The organism is Rahnella aquatilis CIP 78.65 = ATCC 33071, assembly GCF_000241955.1.
Classification (GTDB): domain Bacteria; phylum Pseudomonadota; class Gammaproteobacteria; order Enterobacterales; family Enterobacteriaceae; genus Rahnella; species Rahnella aquatilis.
Genome location: NC_016818.1, coordinates 2,973,407 through 2,991,090, shown reverse-complemented (window position 1 = coordinate 2,991,090; position 17,684 = coordinate 2,973,407). Strand labels below are relative to the sequence as shown.

The 17,684-nt window shown below is 52.9% G+C and carries 14 protein-coding genes; 8 read left to right on the top strand and 6 right to left on the bottom strand.

The window, feature by feature from the left end; genetic code table 11:
* Positions 1 to 35: 35 nt before the first annotated feature.
* The 5 genes from RAHAQ2_RS13400 to RAHAQ2_RS13380 form a co-directional block, all read right to left on the bottom strand.
* Positions 36 to 1,238, bottom strand: a complete 1,203-nt coding sequence (locus RAHAQ2_RS13400; RefSeq protein ID WP_015697757.1) for a DUF3396 domain-containing protein — start codon at positions 1,236 to 1,238, stop codon at positions 36 to 38.
* A gap of 42 nt (positions 1,239 to 1,280) precedes the next feature.
* Positions 1,281 to 2,480, bottom strand: a complete 1,200-nt coding sequence (locus RAHAQ2_RS13395; protein WP_015697756.1) for a DUF3396 domain-containing protein — start codon at positions 2,478 to 2,480, stop codon at positions 1,281 to 1,283.
* A 13-nt stretch (positions 2,481 to 2,493) separates the two neighbouring features.
* On the bottom strand, positions 2,494 to 3,756 hold the full coding sequence (locus RAHAQ2_RS13390; RefSeq protein ID WP_015697755.1) for a VRR-NUC domain-containing protein: 1,263 nt from the start codon (positions 3,754 to 3,756) through the stop codon (positions 2,494 to 2,496).
* Entirely contained in the window at positions 3,753 to 6,263 is a 2,511-nt protein-coding gene (locus RAHAQ2_RS13385) for a type VI secretion system Vgr family protein (protein ID WP_015697754.1), read from the bottom strand. The genes RAHAQ2_RS13390 and RAHAQ2_RS13385 overlap by 4 nt, the downstream gene beginning before the upstream one ends.
* Before the next feature lie 244 nt (positions 6,264 to 6,507).
* Positions 6,508 to 6,699: a hypothetical protein gene (locus RAHAQ2_RS13380; protein WP_015697753.1), complete on the bottom strand. Its 192-nt coding sequence runs from the start codon at positions 6,697 to 6,699 to the stop codon at positions 6,508 to 6,510.
* A gap of 425 nt (positions 6,700 to 7,124) precedes the next feature.
* Here RAHAQ2_RS13380 and RAHAQ2_RS13375 point away from each other — a divergent pair, with 425 nt between their 5' ends.
* The 3 genes from RAHAQ2_RS13375 to hemB all read left to right on the top strand — a co-directional run bounded on the left by RAHAQ2_RS13375 (position 7,125) and on the right by hemB (position 11,683).
* A complete protein-coding gene (locus tag RAHAQ2_RS13375; protein WP_037039824.1) occupies positions 7,125 to 8,411 on the top strand; it encodes an HlyD family secretion protein in 1,287 nt (428 codons plus the stop codon).
* The gene (locus RAHAQ2_RS13370; RefSeq protein ID WP_015697751.1) at positions 8,398 to 10,497 is read left to right on the top strand and encodes a peptidase domain-containing ABC transporter; all 2,100 of its coding nucleotides are present in this window, start codon (positions 8,398 to 8,400) and stop codon (positions 10,495 to 10,497) included. The genes RAHAQ2_RS13375 and RAHAQ2_RS13370 overlap by 14 nt, the downstream gene beginning before the upstream one ends.
* 211 nt (positions 10,498 to 10,708) lie before the next feature.
* A complete protein-coding gene (hemB, locus tag RAHAQ2_RS13365) occupies positions 10,709 to 11,683 on the top strand; it encodes a porphobilinogen synthase (protein ID WP_015697750.1) in 975 nt (324 codons plus the stop codon).
* A 62-nt stretch (positions 11,684 to 11,745) separates the two neighbouring features.
* On the opposite strand, the gene RAHAQ2_RS13360 is transcribed toward hemB, so the two are convergent.
* Positions 11,746 to 11,961: a YgdI/YgdR family lipoprotein gene (locus RAHAQ2_RS13360; RefSeq protein WP_015697749.1), complete on the bottom strand. Its 216-nt coding sequence runs from the start codon at positions 11,959 to 11,961 to the stop codon at positions 11,746 to 11,748.
* 414 nt (positions 11,962 to 12,375) lie between these two features.
* Here RAHAQ2_RS13360 and RAHAQ2_RS13355 point away from each other — a divergent pair, with 414 nt between their 5' ends.
* The 5 genes from RAHAQ2_RS13355 (at position 12,376) to RAHAQ2_RS13335 (ending at position 17,451) form a co-directional block, all read left to right on the top strand.
* Positions 12,376 to 13,500 (top strand): branched-chain amino acid ABC transporter substrate-binding protein, encoded by a 1,125-nt coding sequence (locus RAHAQ2_RS13355; RefSeq protein WP_037039816.1) that lies wholly within the window; start codon positions 12,376 to 12,378, stop codon positions 13,498 to 13,500.
* Between the two features lie 133 nt (positions 13,501 to 13,633).
* Positions 13,634 to 14,548 (top strand): ABC transporter permease subunit, encoded by a 915-nt coding sequence (locus RAHAQ2_RS13350; RefSeq protein WP_015697747.1) that lies wholly within the window; start codon positions 13,634 to 13,636, stop codon positions 14,546 to 14,548.
* 13 nt (positions 14,549 to 14,561) lie between these two features.
* A complete protein-coding gene (livM, locus tag RAHAQ2_RS13345) occupies positions 14,562 to 15,848 on the top strand; it encodes a high-affinity branched-chain amino acid ABC transporter permease LivM (protein WP_193785520.1) in 1,287 nt (428 codons plus the stop codon).
* Positions 15,845 to 16,738: an ABC transporter ATP-binding protein gene (locus RAHAQ2_RS13340; RefSeq protein ID WP_015697745.1), complete on the top strand. Its 894-nt coding sequence runs from the start codon at positions 15,845 to 15,847 to the stop codon at positions 16,736 to 16,738. The genes livM and RAHAQ2_RS13340 overlap by 4 nt, the downstream gene beginning before the upstream one ends.
* Complete coding sequence (locus RAHAQ2_RS13335; protein WP_015697744.1) at positions 16,735 to 17,451, top strand: ABC transporter ATP-binding protein; 717 nt, start codon at positions 16,735 to 16,737, stop codon at positions 17,449 to 17,451. Before RAHAQ2_RS13340 ends, RAHAQ2_RS13335 begins: the two co-directional genes overlap by 4 nt.
* The last annotated feature ends 233 nt before the right edge of the window (positions 17,452 to 17,684 follow it).

Genomic DNA, 17,684 nt, shown 5'->3' with positions numbered 1-17,684 from the left:
TTTAAATCAAAACCGGTTACTCGCCCAAAAGTCATTCAGCTATTTATAAAAACGCTGCCCTTATCATCCCGCTCCAGCAATGACCAAAGCGTACGATGAAGCTTGCCTTCTTTATCTTCATATTCCGGCAGGGTTTGTCTGTGTTTCACATGAACATAACGCAAACTGCCGTCGATAAAGGTACCCCAGCGGCCGGTGTGCGGGCTGGTTTCGCCGCTGTAAGCCGTGATACGCGCTGGTTCAGCATGTTCGTCCGGCAATAATTCCGGGATGGGTAATTTATCGCTGGCTTCGTCAAAGCGCGCATACCATTTCATGGAGGATTCTTTATTAAACTGATGGTTATCCTCCATTGAATAGAAGTGCAGACTGTTATGACCATCCTGACGTATCGGGCGGATAATTTGATTCACCTTGACTAAAAGTGACGGTAAGCCTTCATCATTAATTTCACCGAGTCCCGGAGGCTGTTGACTGGCTTGTAAAATCAGCCCCTGATTGTAGGACAAGATAGCGATTTCAGGGGTGTCTGCTACCATTTTGTTAACAAAAGATACCCCTCCCAGCTTTTCAACCCACCTATTCCCCAGGATCGTATACCAGCAAGCCCCTTTAATACCTTCAACTGCATCTCCGCCTTCAAGCATACCAATCGAATCCACCATCACACCGGGGAATCGTTGTGCCAGTGAATACTCATAAGGGAACATGCGATGGAACTCCTGAGGAAGGGAGAAAGATATTCCTGCATACCCGCTTTCAACCTCGAATTCGTTACAAAGCCAGAGCAGCCAGTCTTGGTAGCGCTTTGGGCCATCCTCTTCATTTAAAAGACTCAATGGAAAGGTTAGTTTGATAACAGAACGATTATTGTCATTATGAAAAATACGTTTACCCATAATTGATATCGCGTAGTCAGGAGCGAGGTAATCTTCCGTGGAGCTTGTCAGATACCAGTCGAAAATTTCCTCTGGAGAAGAGTCAATAATCTCCTGTCTCTTTTTGGCATAGTTTTTCTCAGTTATTCCAACCCAACGACCATTCATTTGTTTTTTGAGATGAGTATGGAACTCATTATAAAAACGATCTACACAGCCAACCATTTTTTGACGCACTTCAGGTGTATGCCCATTGCGAAAAAATACCGTAATGATCAGCCCCAGCCCAACTGCAGGGCGACCATCCTGATAATTGACGGTGGCATCTGCCAGCCAGCGCTCGATATAATTTAAGTCCATTTTAATTTCCTTATTGCGTTGTACAGACGGTATCGTTACCTGCTACGCTTTCAGCACGCTGCCCTTATCATCCCGCTCCAGCAATGACCAAAGCGTGCGATGAAGCTTACCTTTTTTATCTTCATATTCCGGCAGAACTTGTCCTTGTTTGACATGAACATAACGCAGACTGCCGTCGATAAAGGTGCCCCAGCGGCCGGTGTGCGGGCTGGTTTCGCCGCTGTAAGCCGTGATACGCGCTGGTTCAGCATGTTCGTCCGGCAATAATTCCGGGATGGGTAATTTATCGCTGGCTTCGTCAAAGCGCGCATACCATTTGGCGGTAGATGCATTATCAAATTGATGATTATCTTCCATGGAATAAAAATGCAGGGAACGCTCTTTCTGCAGACGAATGGGTTTTATAACCTGATTGACTTTAACTAATAATGGCGGTAATTCTTCAGAATTAATCTCACCTAATGCGGGCGGCTTTTCACCTGCTTTTATAATCAAACCGTTATTGTAGGTTAACAAGCTTATTTCTGGCGTGTCTGCCAGCATCCGTTTTATATGGTTCTCACCGCCGAGTTTTTCCAGCCATGGAGTCCCTATTATATTGTACCAACAGGCACCTTTAATGCCCTTAATCGCATGTAACCCCTCAAGTACACCAATCGAATCTACCATGACGCTGGGGAATCGTTGTGCCAGTGAATACTCATAAGGGAACATGCGATGGAACTCCTGAGGAAGGGAGAAAGATATTCCTGCATACCCGCTTTCAACCTCGAATTCGTTACAAAGCCAGAGCAGCCAGTCTTGGTAGCGCTTTGGGCCATCCTCTTCATTTAAAAGACTCAATGGAAAGGTTAGTTTGATAACAGAACGATTATTGTCATTATGAAAAATACGTTTACCCATAATTGATATCGCGTAGTCAGGAGCGAGGTAATCTTCCGTGGAACTTGTCAGATACCAGTCGAAAATTTCCTCTGGAGAAGAGTCAATAATCTCCTGTCTCTTTTTGGCATAGTTTTTCTCAGTTATTCCAACCCAACGACCATTCATTTGCTTTTTCAATAAATCGCCAAATTCTTTATAAAAGCGGTCAACACAGCCAACCATTTTTTGACGCACTTCAGGTGTATGCCCATTGCGAAAAAATACTGTAATGATCAGCCCCAGCCCAACTGCAGGGCGGCCATCCTGATAATTGACGGTAGCATCTGCCAGCCAGCGCTCGATGTAATTTAAGTCCATTTTAATTTCCTTATTATTGTGCTGCGACCGCTGCGGTGCCGGCACCCACGGCCAGTACGGAGACCAGCGATTCCCATGCCATAATGGCCAGCCTGATAATCAGTAAAAATGCCGCTACCAGGGCTTCCGGTATGCCGAGCGTTACCACCACCGCACCGATGCCGATGGCAACCAAAATCACCCCCACGGTTTTAGCAACGCTGGTCAGCACCTGTACCCAGTCAATTTGTTTCAGGGTTTCCAGCGCCAGGTCAGTGGCTTTTTGAATGCCCGCCCAGGCGGCTCTGAGTTGTTCATCCGTCCAGAAGGAGAGTTTTTTACCTGTTTTACTTACCCACTGCCAGGTGCCCTCCGCCCGGATGTGAAGCCATGTGCCGCTGTCATTCAGCCAGCCGCCGGTGTATCTGAATATGGCCTGCACCTCCGCCGATAACGCGTCCCATCCTTCGGCAATGCCGTCCACCATGCCTTCACTCAGGTCAGCCACCATACCTTCCGCCGCATGCGTCCAGGGTTCAATGCGTGCAGGCTGCGGAGTGCCCGGCGGGCGCGGCAGGAAGATGGGGGGATAAAAGAACATGGGCCAGTACTTACTGATGGCTTTACCTGTCACATTAAAGGCGTGGTCGGCTTGTTTGCCTTCATCGGGCCGGCAGTCATGGATTTCTAAAATTGTAAATCGGTCCCTGTCCATGCCAACTATCAACATATAGTCTTCATACTGCCCACTACCAAATTTATCCTCAGGGAATTTCACCTCCACCAACCGCTCCAGATTATCCGCATGCATAATGCCTTCACTGTCCGGTCCCGCCAGCCCCGGCCAGCGGTCCTGTTTATTTTTGACAATAATGATATCCGGGCGGCGGTAAATGCCCTTACCGGCTTCAGGGAACGGGTTGAGGGTATGACGCCTTGTTTCCTTCTCCGCTTTCAGCAATGTACTACTCAGATAAGGTCTGGGTGGCGTGGTGCGGATATCAAACGGGACTTCCGCTTTGTAATACCAGTGGTAGTTGCGGGCAATCTCATCTATGCGGATAAGGCCGCTCATCATCAGTTGTTTCAGGCTGATGTTATACAGGCGGCCATTACGGCGGGTCGCGGCGGTCAGCCGGGGAAAACGCATGGCATATTCGACTTTCAGGTGCAGATACTGGCGGCTTTGTTCATTGGGTAACCGTGCCTGTTTCTCCTGCATATCAACCGTGGTGGTTGTGCATTCATAGGGCGCATTGTCACCGGACGGTGTTTCAGGTGCCTGGGGTACATTCATTGTGCTTCCTCCCTGAGTTCGGTTTCCATTTCCAGCGGATCAACCTGACCGATGTAGTAGAGTGTTTCGGTTTGTTGAGGTTTTTGTGTCACGACGTGCAGCTCAACCTCTTCCTGTTTTGAAGAGTAGAACGGCATCGTTTTCCCTTCCCGGTCGGTATAGCCCGTCAGTTTTTTACCCTGCGCACTTTGCAGGCGATAGGGGACATTGACCAAAACCTCGCCTTCCTTATCCACCAGCTGATATAGGGCAGAATAGGTAAAGCCCGGCCTCATATCGGGCATATTCAGCCGCACCGGGTTCGCCACCGTCAGCACCGTGTGCGGCGTTTTCCTGAAATACTCACCCGCCGTGCCGTACTCGATTTTGCCGTCCTGCAGGATGAGATAACTGCCGCCGCCTATCAGCGTGATGCGCTTTTTCGCGCTGAACAGGATGTCGCCGTCCACCGCCGTGATGCTCACTTTTTTGCCCGCCGCAAGCGCCAGCTGGTTGTTCTGCGCCTGAACGTCGACCCTGCCCTCGCCGGCCTTCAGGCTCATCTCACCCTTCAGCGCAAAGAGGCCCATTTTCTCACCGGTGTTGACGGTCAGGTTCTTAATCACCCCGATATCCACGTTTTTACCGGCGTTCAGTATCATGTTTTGGGTCGCCGCCAGCTGCATATGTTCGCCGCTGGTCAGCGCAATCCCTTGTGGCGCGCTGGCCAGCACCACCTGATTTATCGGCTTCAGCCGTTCGCTGAACATGGCGATTTGCGCCGCGATGTCGGCCTCCAGCGCGCTGGCTTCGGCGGCGGCCTGGCTGAGGGCCTTTACCTGACCCTGCAGGTATTCGATTTCAGCCATCGCCGCGCTGTTATCCGGCACCTGACCCTGCGCCTGCGGCTGGGCGTCCGCGCTGAGAAAGACGCCCTTACCGCCGCGCAGGGCGCCGTGTTCGTCGGTGCGCAGCTCAAAACCTTGCCCGCGCGGCGCGTTTTGCGCATCGACGATATGCCCGCTATTCAGCTGGGTTTTGCCGTATTCGGTGGCGAGCCTGATGTGCTCCTCACCGCGCCGGTCCTCCATCCGCAGCGTGTTATTTGACGGGGTGCGCAGGACGTTACGGGTGTGGTTCCTTTCCGTCACGTGGTCAGGATGTTCGGAGTCGTGCAGCGCGGCGGCGATATACGGCCGGTCAGGGTCGCCGCCGTCAAAGGCAATCGCCACTTCGGTGCCGTCGGTCAGCGGCATATGCCAGCCGTAGCCGTCACCGCCGTAGGGTTTGGCGAGGCGCACCCACAGGTACGCATAACCGGCATCGGCCGACGCGCGGTCGCCGTCAATCCGTACGCGGTAACGCCCCTGATTATCCAGCCACGCGTAGATGTCGCCTTTGGTCGGGCTTTCCACCCGCGCCGGTATCGTGCCGCTGAGCACCGGCCGCGCCGGCGGTTCGGGGCGAAAGCCAATCGTTTCGCGGTAGGCCATGCCCCAGATATTGAGGCGGAAGTGGTCGGTGCGGGAGCCTTTGGCGACGATGCGGGTAATCAGGACACCGTCCGGCAGGTCGCTGAACGGATAGTTCTGCAACTCCAGCACCTGACCCGGCGCCAGCGCGCTGGCGGTGGTGCGGGCAAAGATGCGGCACTGATGATTCAGTTTACGTTCATGGCGGATGCGGGCATAAAACGCGCCGGTTTCGGCGGCGGCGTCGATATCCTCACCGGCCTCGCGGTAGGGTCCGGCGTACAGGTAGCTTTCGCCGGTCACCGGCGCGGCGCTGCGCACCTGTGCGCTGACGTCCAGCGGCGTGGTCGCCTCGCGGTAGTTGTAATCGCGTTTGAAGATTTTGCCGGTCACGGCGTTCCAGTGGATTTTCAGCCCCCAGACGCTTTCGGCGTGGCCGTCGCTCATCCCCGACGGCTCGCAGTACGGCAGCGTGACGCCAAACCGGTACTGCTCCGGCCCGTCGCCGAACAGCACCTTCTCACACGTCAGGCGGGTATCCGCCTCAAAGCGGAACCAGATACCCACCTCGGCCAGAATGCGTTTTATAAACTGCAGGTCGGTCTCGCCCCACTGGGTGATAAGCTCGCGGTCGGGGTAGGCGTGGCTGAGGCGAAACTCAAAATCCTGCCCCTCCAGCCCGTGTTTGCGCAGGATAAATTCCACCACGTCGGGCACCGACTGGTTCTGAAAAATAAAGCTGTTGGTGCTGTTTTCCAGCAGCCGCAGGCGCGGCACCAGCTCAAGGCGGTACAGGGTTTCGTCGGCGGAGGTGGATAAGCGCTGAAAGTCACGGATAACGCCGTACACGGCGCGTTCCGGCTGAAAAGGCGTGCCCATAGTGAAGCTGGCGAACTGGCGCAGTATCTGTGCGGCACCGATATCCGGTTCGGAGCAGGTGACGTCAACGGTGTAGGAAAAGGTCTCGCTGAGCTGTTCCTCGCCGCGAAAATTCAGCACGTCCAAAGCGTACGGGCTGTTCCAGATAGCAAGAGAATAACGGGAAAGTGTGTCCATTCCGGTCCCTGGTTGGCATGTGAAAAGCATCCTGCTTTTCGGGGTGTGAGGAAACTGTATTCACATGGTGAAATTGTGGGTATGGAGTTTACTCAGAAATTCGGCTTCGTATAGTGATATGGATTAGATAGTCTAAACAATATCGGCGGGAATAAAAAAAGCCCCCAAATTAACGGGGGCTTGTATTACTCTGACTGAGTTGCTTATAAATTAACTTTCTGTACAACCGAAAGATGTTTATAAACTAGGTTGTCAGATAGTTCTGTGCTTTAGCGAGACCATCGGAAATTTGTGAATACGCCTTGTTCACCGCATTACTGGTGTCACTTACCGCGTCCTGACCAAAGCTTGACAGGCGATCGGCAACCTTATTTACATCTTCCGACCAACCCGCACCATTAACCATTTCAATATCATGTTCTGTTAATTGTTTCATCTTAGGCCTTCCTTTTAATCTGTTAAAGCAAGTCCCCTTAAATAACGGGGCAATGAAAACATTGAGTAAGTCTATGGAGATAATTTCTACGCAATGTCTTCACAGGGATTAAGCGTAGAGTACCGCCGTGTTAATTTGATTAGGAATAATCTCCTAAGTGGAGTTTTAAATATAACCACCTGTTTTTAAATATAATTAATAGTTAAAGATATCTGAATAATTCATTTTTCGTGCAAAAAATAATCATAATGAGATGAGGGTTTTTAATTATGAGTCCGGATGTAAATTAATATGACAGCGCAGCCGTAACTGGACAGAAATAAGGGTTTTTTCTGTTTCAGAGTAATCGCGGTGGCAGGGCGATTATGGGCTGCTATCTTTCAAAGATTCTGTTTTTTCAGCCGGTTTTTCTGGAACACTTAAATATGCTCTTTCGTAAAGAGGTGAATGAACATCAGCAAAGTCACTGGGCGGGTAAGGCTTTATTGCTCGCAGGCTGGCCTCTATGGATTGTAACGACACTGACGGCTCTCTTCCTGTTTGCTTTACTGATATTCCTCATCTTCGCCAACTACACACGCCGCATCAACGTCAGCGGTGAAATCATCACTCAACCGCACAGCATTAATTTATTCAGCCCTGAGCAGGGCGTGGTCACAAAATTGTATGTCGACACCGGTAAACCCGTAAAAAAAGGCCAGCCTTTATATGAAATCGACGTCAGCCGCGTGACGCAGGCGGGGAATGTCAGCACCACCACGCTCGCCGCGATTAAAAAGCAGCGCCAGCAAATCGATTCCATCATTGCCCAGTTGGAACACAATAAGCAGGAAACGCTGCAAAATCTGCAACAGCAACTTGACCAGTATCAGAAGGCGCATGAAGTTTCACAAAGCATGGTGGATTCCGCGCAGGAAGGGCTGGATGCCATGAAAAAAAGCATGCAGAACTATGGCGCGTATCAGAAGAAAGGGCTGATCAATACTGACCAGCTGAATAATCAGCGCTACCTGTTTTACCAGCAGCAGACATCATTCCAGAGCCTGAATACGCAGGCGATTCAGGAAGCGCTGCAGATGACCAATCTGCGCAGCGAGCTGGTGACCCGCGCAGCCGAATTCGATAATCAGATTTCGCAATACGGCTACCAGCGCAATGACCTCGAACGCCAGCTGGCGCAGGCCGATGCCAAAGGCTCGTTGCTGATCACCGCGCCGACCTCCGGCAAAATCTCCTCACTGAGTGTCACGCCCGGTCAGATGGTTAACGCGGGTGACAGCCTTGCGCAGCTGGTGCCTGCCAGTAATTCTCCGTTTTTCCTTGTGGCCTGGCTGCCCAATGAAAGCGTGCCCTACGTGAAAGCGGGGGAGCATATTAATATCCGCTATGAAGCCTATCCGTTTGAAAAATATGGCCAGTTCCCCGGCAAGGTGGAATCGATTTCTTCTGCACCGGTTTCCGAACAGGAGCTGAATTCCTACGCCAGCGCACCGCGCACGGCGAACGGCACGGTCAGCGGCCCCTATTACAAAGTGATTGTGTCACTGGATAAAAAAGCGATGGACTGGCACGGCGAGACGCTGAATTTATCCAGCGGCATGAAAGCTGAATCGACATTATTCCTGGAGAAAAGGCCGCTGTATCAGTGGATGTTGTCTCCGTATTACAGCATGAAGAAAAGCGTGGTGGGGCCAATCAATGAATCTCGATAACGTACGGGAGCTGGCTGACCGCCTGCACTTTAGCTGGCGTCACCGTGTGCCGCAGATTATTCAAACAGAGGCTGCCGAGTGCGGGCTCGCCAGTCTGGCGATGGTCTTTGGCTATCACGGCAAACACGTCGATCTGCAAAGTCTGCGCCAGCGTTACGGCATTTCGTCACGCGGTGCGACGCTGCGTACCCTGATGGATATCGCGACGGCGAATGAGATGAAATCCCGCGCGTTAAAGCTGGATATCGATGAACTTAATGCGCTGAAAACGCCGTGTATTTTGCACTGGGATCTCAATCATTTCGTGGTGCTGGTCGGTGTTAAACAGGGCAAAGTGATTATTCACGATCCGGCCTTTGGCCGCCGTTCGCTTGGCATGCGCGAAGTGTCCGAACATTTCACCGGCGTAGCGCTGGAGCTGTGGCCGGACAACGGTTTTACCTCTGAGAAGCCACGCGTCCGGCTGGATTTGCGCAAAATGATGGGCAACGTCAGCGGGCTTATTCCGGCGCTGACCAAAATCTTCTGCCTCTCGCTGATGATCGAATCGGTCAACCTGTTGCTGCCGGTCGGCATGCAACTGGTGATGGACCATGTCATCCCGGCCAAAGACCCGGATTTACTGACGCTGATTTGCCTTGGCTTACTGTTTTTCATTATTTTCCGCACCGGTGTCAGCATGTTACGCGCCTGGACATCGCTGGTGATGAGTACGCTGATTGACGTGCAATGGAAAGCGCGGCTGTTCGACCATCTGATGAAACTGCCGCTCGATTACTTTGAGAAACGCAAACTCGGGGATATTCAGTCGCGCTTTACCTCGCTCGATACACTGCGCACCACGCTGACCACCAACGTGGTGAACAGTATTATTGACGGCATAATGTCGGTCGGGTTAATCGTGATGATGGTGTTGTATGGCGGCTGGCTGATCTGGGTGATCCTGGGCTTTACGGCGATTTATGTCGTTTTCCGCCTGACGACCTATAACGCTTACCGGCAGGTTTCAGAAGAGCAGATTGTTAAAGGCGCGCGTGCCGGTTCGCACTTTATGGAAACGCTGTACGGCATCAGTACGCTCAAGGCGCTCGGTTTATCGAAAGCCCGCGCCAATTTCTGGCTGAATCTCAACATCGATAACGCTAATGCGACGGTACGTAAAACCAGGTTTGAAATGATGTTTACCGGCGGCAACACGCTGATCGCCACGCTCGATCAGGTCGCGCTGTTGTGGCTGGGGGCGACGCAGGTGATTGACGGTCATATGACGCTCGGGATGTTCGTGGCATTTAACACTTATCGCGGGCAGTTTTCAGAACGCGCGGCCAATCTGCTGAACATGGTATTGCAACTGCGCATGCTTTCTTTGCACCGCGACCGTATTGCGGATATTGCACTGACAGATACTGAAAAATCGCTGCCGGAACGTGAATTGTTGCGGCCGGGCGAGGCGGCATCGCTGGAGGTGCGGGATCTGGTTTTCCAGTACGACAGCCTTTCCGCACCGCTGATCAACGGGCTGAACCTGTCGGTGGCGGCCGGTGAAAGCGTGGCGATCACCGGGCCGTCGGGGCAGGGGAAAACCACGCTGATGAAAATCATGACCGGTTTACTCACGCCAACCGAAGGGCGGATCCTGATCAACGGCATGGATATCACCACCGCCGGCCTGAATAACTACCGCAGTTGCATCGCCTGCGTGTTACAGGATGATACGTTATTCGCCGGATCTATCGCTGAAAACATTGCCAGCTTTGACGAGCAGAAAGATGAGGCGCGTATTGTCGATTGTGCCCGCCGTTGTAATATTCACGACGATATCGAAAGGATGCCGATGGGCTATGAAACGCTGATCAGTGAACTGGGCGGCAGCCTGTCCGGCGGCCAGAAACAGCGTTTACTGATTGCCCGCGCATTGTACCGCCGTCCGGCCATTTTGTTCCTTGATGAAGCCACCAGCCATCTGGATCTGGACAACGAAATGCGGATAAATCAGGCGATCAGCGAACTGGATATTACGCGGATCTTTATCGCGCATCGTCCTTCAACCATCGCCTCGGCCGATCGCGAAATTAAGTTAGGATAATGCGCTCCAGGCGATTCCAACATTGGGATCGCCTTGTCAAAAATGCGGCCCCGGTTACATCTCCTCACGGAAAGTTCATCATTTGTTTAAAAGTTATTATAAAATGCGGGCTCCATCGTCTGACGGCGCTGCATTGCCTCCTGCCGTCTGAACTGTCTGCGCTCCTGTTTCTCAAAAATATCAGTGCAACAGATTAATTTTAGGAGTTTTCATGTCGAATCAGTTCCCGAGCTCACGCCTTCGCCGCCTGAGACAGTCCGAATCCCTGCGCACTCTTTTTCAGGAAACTGAATTTAGCGTCAACGATCTGGTACTGCCGATTTTCGTAGAAGAGGAGACCTCTGAATACGTACCCATCGAAGCCATGCCCGGTGTGCTGCGCATCCCTGAATCCCGCCTGGCGTTCGAGATCGAACGTTACGCCCGCGCCGGTATCCGCTCGGTCATGACGTTTGGTATTTCGCATCACATGGATGCCACCGGCAGCGATACCTGGAATGAAAACGGTCTGGTCGCGCGTATGGCGCGTATCTGCAAAGACACCGTGCCTGAAATGATCGTCATGTCCGACACCTGTTTCTGCGAATACACCTCACATGGCCATTGTGGAGTGTTGCACGATCACGGGGTGGATAACGACGCGACGCTGATCAACCTCGGCAAACAGGCCGTCGTGGCGGCGGCTGCGGGCGCAGATTTTATTGCACCTTCTGCGGCGCAGGACGGTCAGGTGCAGGCGATCCGCAGTGCACTGGATGAAGCCGGTTTCATTGATACCGCGATCATGGCGTATTCCACTAAGTTCGCGTCCTCCCTGTACGGCCCTTTCCGTGAAGCGGGCGGCAGTGTACTGAAAGGCAACCGCAAGCAATATCAGATGAACCCGATGAACCGCCGCGAAGCTGTGCGTGAATCATTACTGGATGAACAGGAAGGCGCTGATGCGCTGATGGTTAAACCGGCGGGGGCGTATCTGGATGTGATCCGCGATATCCGCGAAGCCTCCCGCCTGCCACTGGCGGCCTATCAGGTCAGCGGTGAATACGCGATGATCAAATTTGCCGCACAAGCCGGTGCTATTGATGAGCGTGCCGTGGTGCGTGAAAGTCTCGGCGCGATTAAACGTGCAGGCGCAGACATTATTCTGACGTACTTTGCGATGGATATCGCTGAAAACGGGCTGTAGTTTCTTTTTATGCTTCAAACGAAAAACCGGGCTTCCGCCCGGTTTTTTATTGCCCGTAAACGCTATTTCTTCACAATGCCCGCAATATCATTGGTATTCATCAGATGATAATCACCGTTCATATCAGTGTAGCTGGTCATGCCGGTATCGCGGTCGCGATCCGGTTCGCCGTGGGCGAAAAACTGGTCACCGGATTTGGTGTTAATCACATAATCACTGGCGCAGCCCGTTAACGTCAGGGCCAAAACCACCGCGGTCAGGCAGGATAATTTCTTCATTGTTCAGCAGGTTCCTGTTGCAATCATCTGTACGCATTACAAAACAACCCGCCGTAAGAAGCAAAGAATAAAAATGTCACTACGCGTAATAGTGCGTAGAAAGCCGTGCTTGCGCACCAGCACGGTGCGATGTGATCCCGTCGTTGTTTCTGTCAGTTGCCTGTAACGCCTGCCCGACGCTATCTATACTCACATAACCCGTCACATTCTCAGCGGTTCAGTAACAATGGCAGATATTTTGCTTAAGTTTCTTACCTTTGATGTTTTCACCTCCGTTGATAAGCGGGAAACCCTCAGTCTCAAGGCTTAAGCGTTAAATTTCAGATTTTCAGATTACGACTTTGTGTTGGTGTTTTTGCTGCATACGTTTTCCATCACCCGTTTTGCATAAACTCTGTCCTAAGGATCATGATGATGTCGATGAAATTTATTAAAAGTCCTCTTTCTTTGTTGCTGGCAGGCTGTCTGGTCACTGCGTTTACCGCGCGTGCGGATATCGTCATTGGCGTTGCCGGCCCGTTTACCGGCCCGAACGCCACCTATGGCGATCAGTACTGGCACGGCGCCACACAGGCCGCTGAAGACATTAATGCCGCAGGTGGAATCAACGGCGAGAAAATCAAACTGGTTCAGGGCGATGACGCCTGTGAACCAAAACAGGCTGTTGCGGTGGCTAACCGTCTGGTGGATCAGGATAAAGTGCAGGCGGTGGTCGGGCATTTTTGTTCATCTTCTACTATGCCAGCGTCTGAGGTGTACAACGATGCCGGAATTATTGCTATCACACCGGGATCGACCAATCCGCAAATTACCGAACGTGGCATGAGCGACATGTTCCGCATGTGCGGACGTGACGACCAGCAGGGGCAGGTTGCCAGCGATTACATCATCGACAAGCTGAAAGCCAAAAAAGTGGTCATCATCCATGACAAAGATACCTACGGGCAGGGGCTGGCGGATGCTACCAAAGCGGCGCTCAACAAGCGTGGCGTGAAAGAAGTGATGTACGAAGGGTTATCGCGTGGCGAAAAAGACTTCAACGCGCTGGTCACCAAAATCAGTGCGCAGAAACCGGATGTGGTGTTCTTCGGCGGCTGCCATCCGGAGGCCGGTCCGCTGGTCCGCCAGATGCGAGAACAGGGCGTGCAGGCCACTTTCTTCTCCGGTGACTGTATCGTCAACGAAGAAATGGTCACCGCTGCCGGTGGTCCGCAATACACCAACGGTATCCTGATGACCTTCGGTAAAGACCCGCGTCTGATCCCGGAAGGCAAAGCCGTTATCGATAAATTCCGCGCCAGCAAGTTCGAGCCGGAAGGTTACACGCTCTATTCCTACGCTTCCGTTCAGGCCATTGCCGCGGCGTTCAAAGCCACCAGTGGCAGCGATTCCGCCAAAGCCAGTCAGTGGCTGAAAGCCCACAGCGTCGATACCGTCATGGGCAAAAAAGCCTGGGACAGCAAGGGCGATCTGAAAGTTTCGGATTACGTGGTCTATAAATGGGATGACAAAGGCAAATACCAGGAAGTGAAAGAATAAAACGCGCTTATTCATCATGTTACACCCGGCCTCTGAGTACTGGCCGGGTGTAACTGACTGCAACGATAACGTTTTATTCGCTTTAATGAATGCGCCTGCGCCGGGCGCGGTCACAAAAAGAGACTGCGTATTTATGGATTCATTCTTTCTGCAACAACTGTTTAATGGCATTACGCTGGGTGCCGTTTACGGGTTGATCGCCATCGGTTACACCATGGTTTACGGCATTATCGGGATGATCAACTTTGCACACGGCGAAGTGTATATGATTTCGGCTTACCTCTGCGCCATCGCGCTGGCGCTGCTCTCCTTCTTCGGACTGCACTCTTTTCCGTTACTGATCCTGGGCACGCTGGTGTTCACCATCGTGGTCACCGGCGTATATGGCTGGGCGATTGAACGCATTGCCTATAAGCCGCTGCGTAATTCGACCCGCCTTGCACCGCTGATTTCCGCTATCGGCATGTCGCTCATCTTACAAAATTACGCGCAAATCAGTCAGGGGCCGCGACAGCAGGGTATTCCGACCCTGCTCGATGGCGCGTTCCGTTTTCATATCGGTGAAAGTTTTGTCCAGATGACCTACACCAAAATTTTCATTCTGGTGGCGTCGCTGGTGGGCATGCTGGTTTTATCGTGGATTATCAGCAACACCAGACTCGGGCGGATGTGTCGCGCCGTGCAGCAGGACCGGAAAATGGCCTCGATTCTGGGCATTAACACTGACCGTATTATCTCGCTGGTCTTCATGATTGGCGCCGCGATGGCCGGGCTGGCCGGGGTTCTGGTGACCATGAACTACGGCACGTTCGATTTCTATGCCGGATTCATCATCGGCATCAAAGCCTTTACCGCCGCGGTGCTTGGCGGGATCGGGTCATTACCGGGCGCGATGCTGGGCGGGCTGATCCTGGGGATTGCCGAAGCGCAGTTCTCGGGCATGGTGAATTCCGATTACAAAGACGTCTTCTCCTTCGGATTACTGGTGGTGATCCTCATTTTCCGCCCTCAGGGCCTGCTGGGCCGTCCGGTCGTGACGAAAGTGTGAGGGAAATAAAATGATGTCACAAACTGCTGTGAACAGCGGATTTTCATTAAAACGCTGTCTGCTGGATGCCATTTTTGCCGGGCTGGTGGCGCTGATTATTTTCGGGCCGGTGGTCGGTGTGGTACTTGATGGCTACAGCTTTAACTTCCATAGCCAGCGGCTGGTCTGGATCATTGCGGCGGTGATGACTGGCCGCTTCCTGCTCAGTGCATTTTTAGAAACGACTGCCGGACAGAAAATGCGTGCGCGTTTCGAATCCGACAGCGCGGGGGTGTATGTCCGTCCGCCGGATTACAAAAGCAATCTGCGCTGGGTTATTCCGCTGCTGATTGTGCTGGCCATTTTCTTCCCGTTCGTCGCCACCAAATACATTCTGACGGTCGCCATTCTGGGGCTGATTTATGTGCTGCTCGGCCTCGGGCTGAATATCGTGGTCGGGCTGGCCGGTTTGCTCGATCTGGGATACGTGGCGTTTTACGCCATCGGGGCGTACGGGCTGGCGCTGGGGTATCAGTATCTCGGGCTGGGATTCTGGTCGATGCTGCCGCTGGCGGCGTTGTTGGCTGCACTGGCGGGCGCTTTGCTGGGGTTTCCGGTGCTGCGAATGCACGGCGATTATCTGGCGATCGTAACGTTAGGTTTCGGTGAAATTATCCGGCTGGTGCTGACCAACTGGTTGTCATTTACCGGCGGCCCGAACGGCGTGTCCGCACCGCCACCCACCTTTTTCGGGCTGGAATTTGGCCGGCGGGCGAAGGAGGGCGGCGTGCCGTTCCACGAGTTTTTCCATCTGACGTATAACCCGAACATGAAATTTATCTTCATCTATGCCGTGCTGGTTCTGGTGGTGTTGCTGGTGTTGTTTATCAAACACCGGCTGACCCGCATGCCGATTGGGCGGGCGTGGGAAGCGCTGCGTGAGGATGAGATTGCCTGCCGGGCAATGGGGCTCAATCATGTACTGGTGAAGCTGTCTGCCTTTACGCTTGGGGCGTCCACTGCCGGAATCGCGGGCGTGTTTTTCGCCACGTATCAGGGCTTTGTTAACCCGACCTCATTCACCTTTTTCGAGTCTGCGCTGATCCTCGCTATTGTGGTTCTGGGCGGTATGGGCTCAACCATCGGCGTGGTGCTGGCAGCATTTGTGCTGACCGTCGCGCCGGAACTGTTGCGCAGCTTTGCCGAATATCGCGTATTGCTGTTCGGCGTTTTAATGGTGGTGATGATGATCTGGCGGCCGCGCGGGTTAATCCGCATCAGCCGCAGCGGGTTTGCCGTGCGCAAAGGAGTCGCACCATGAGCGAAGTGTCAGCGGATAACCCTATCCTGAGCGTTGAACATTTGCGCATGCATTTCGGCGGCATTAAGGCGCTGAACGATGTGAATCTTGTGGTGAAACGCGGCTCGATTACCGCGCTGATCGGCCCGAACGGCGCAGGGAAAACCACGGTATTTAATTGCCTGACTGGTTTTTATAAAGCCTCCGGCGGCAATATTTTGCTCAATACGCGCCGCCGGACGACCAATGTGATTCAGGTGCTCGGGCAGAAATTTCAGCCGGATGACTGGATAAAACCGGCGCAACTGGGCAAACGTATTTTCTACAAAATGTTCGGTGGTACGCATCTGGTGAACCGCGCCGGGTTGGCGCGTACTTTTCAGAACATCCGGCTGTTTCGTGAAATGTCGGTGGTGGAAAACCTGCTGGTGGCGCAACACATGCAAACCAACCGCAACCTGCTGGCGGGCGTGCTCAATACGCCGGGTTATCGCCGTGCGGAAAATCAGGCGCTTGACCGCGCATTTTACTGGCTGGAAGTGGTGGAACTGGTCGATTGCGCCAACCGGCTGGCAGGGGAAATGTCTTACGGTCAGCAGCGGCGGCTGGAAATCGCCCGGGCGATGTGTACCGCGCCGGAAATGATTTGTCTGGACGAACCGGCCGCCGGTCTGAATCCGGTGGAAACTCGCACACTGAGCAAAATTATCCGCTTCCTGCGCGATCATCACGACATCACCGTGCTACTGATCGAACATGATATGGGTATGGTGATGGAAATCTCCGACCATATTATTGTGCTCGACCACGGCGACGTGATTGCCGAAGGAATACCGCAGGCTATTCAGAACGATGAAAAAGTCATCGCTGCGTATCTGGGTGCTGATGAAGACGACGAGGTCAGCTTATGAGCGACGCGATGCTGGAATTTCGTGAGGTGAGCGTCTGTTACGGGGCGATTCAGGCATTACACCAGGTTTCTTTGCAGGTGAATCAGGGGGAAACCGTGGCGCTGATTGGTGCCAACGGTGCCGGGAAATCCACACTGCTGATGTCGATATTCGGCCAGCCACGAGTGCAGAGCGGGCAGATCCTGTTTCGCGGCGAAGATATCAGCCGCAAATCGACGCACTTTGTGGCTTCGGCAGGGATAGCGCAATCGCCGGAAGGGCGACGTGTGTTCCCGGATATGACCGTTGAAGAAAACCTGCTGATGGGGACCATTCCCGTCGGGAATCAACACGCGGCAGAAGACCTGCAAACGATGTTTGATTTATTCCCGCGCCTGAAGGAACGCCGCAAACAGCGGGCGATGACCCTGTCCGGTGGTGAACAGCAAATGCTGGCGATTGCCCGTGCGCTGATGAGCCGCCCGACGCTGTTACTGCTCGATGAACCGAGTCTCGGGCTGGCACCGATTATCGTCAAACAGATTTTCCAGATCCTGCGCGAACTGGCGAAAAACGGCATGACTATTTTTCTGGTGGAGCAAAATGCGCACCATGCACTCAGGCTTTCTGACCGGGGTTACGTGATGGTCAACGGGCAAATACGTCTTAGCGGTTCGGGAGAGGAGCTTTTACATAATCAGGAGGTACGCAAAGCTTATCTCGGAGGAATCTGATTTTTCATCTTCAATGCCCGCGATACCCCGTATTGCGGGCCTTCACGCCAATTATTTTTCGCATTTTCAACCTCCCTCCACATTTCGCCCACAGTATTCCGCTATCATGCAATTCTTACAGAAAGGTGACCGGAAAGTTAATTTTCTGAGGTATCATGCGAAATTAGCTGCCATGAATTTGTAAAACGTCAGTTTTTTTGGGCATATCAGTGGCCTGAAGCCGTGTTAAGGCG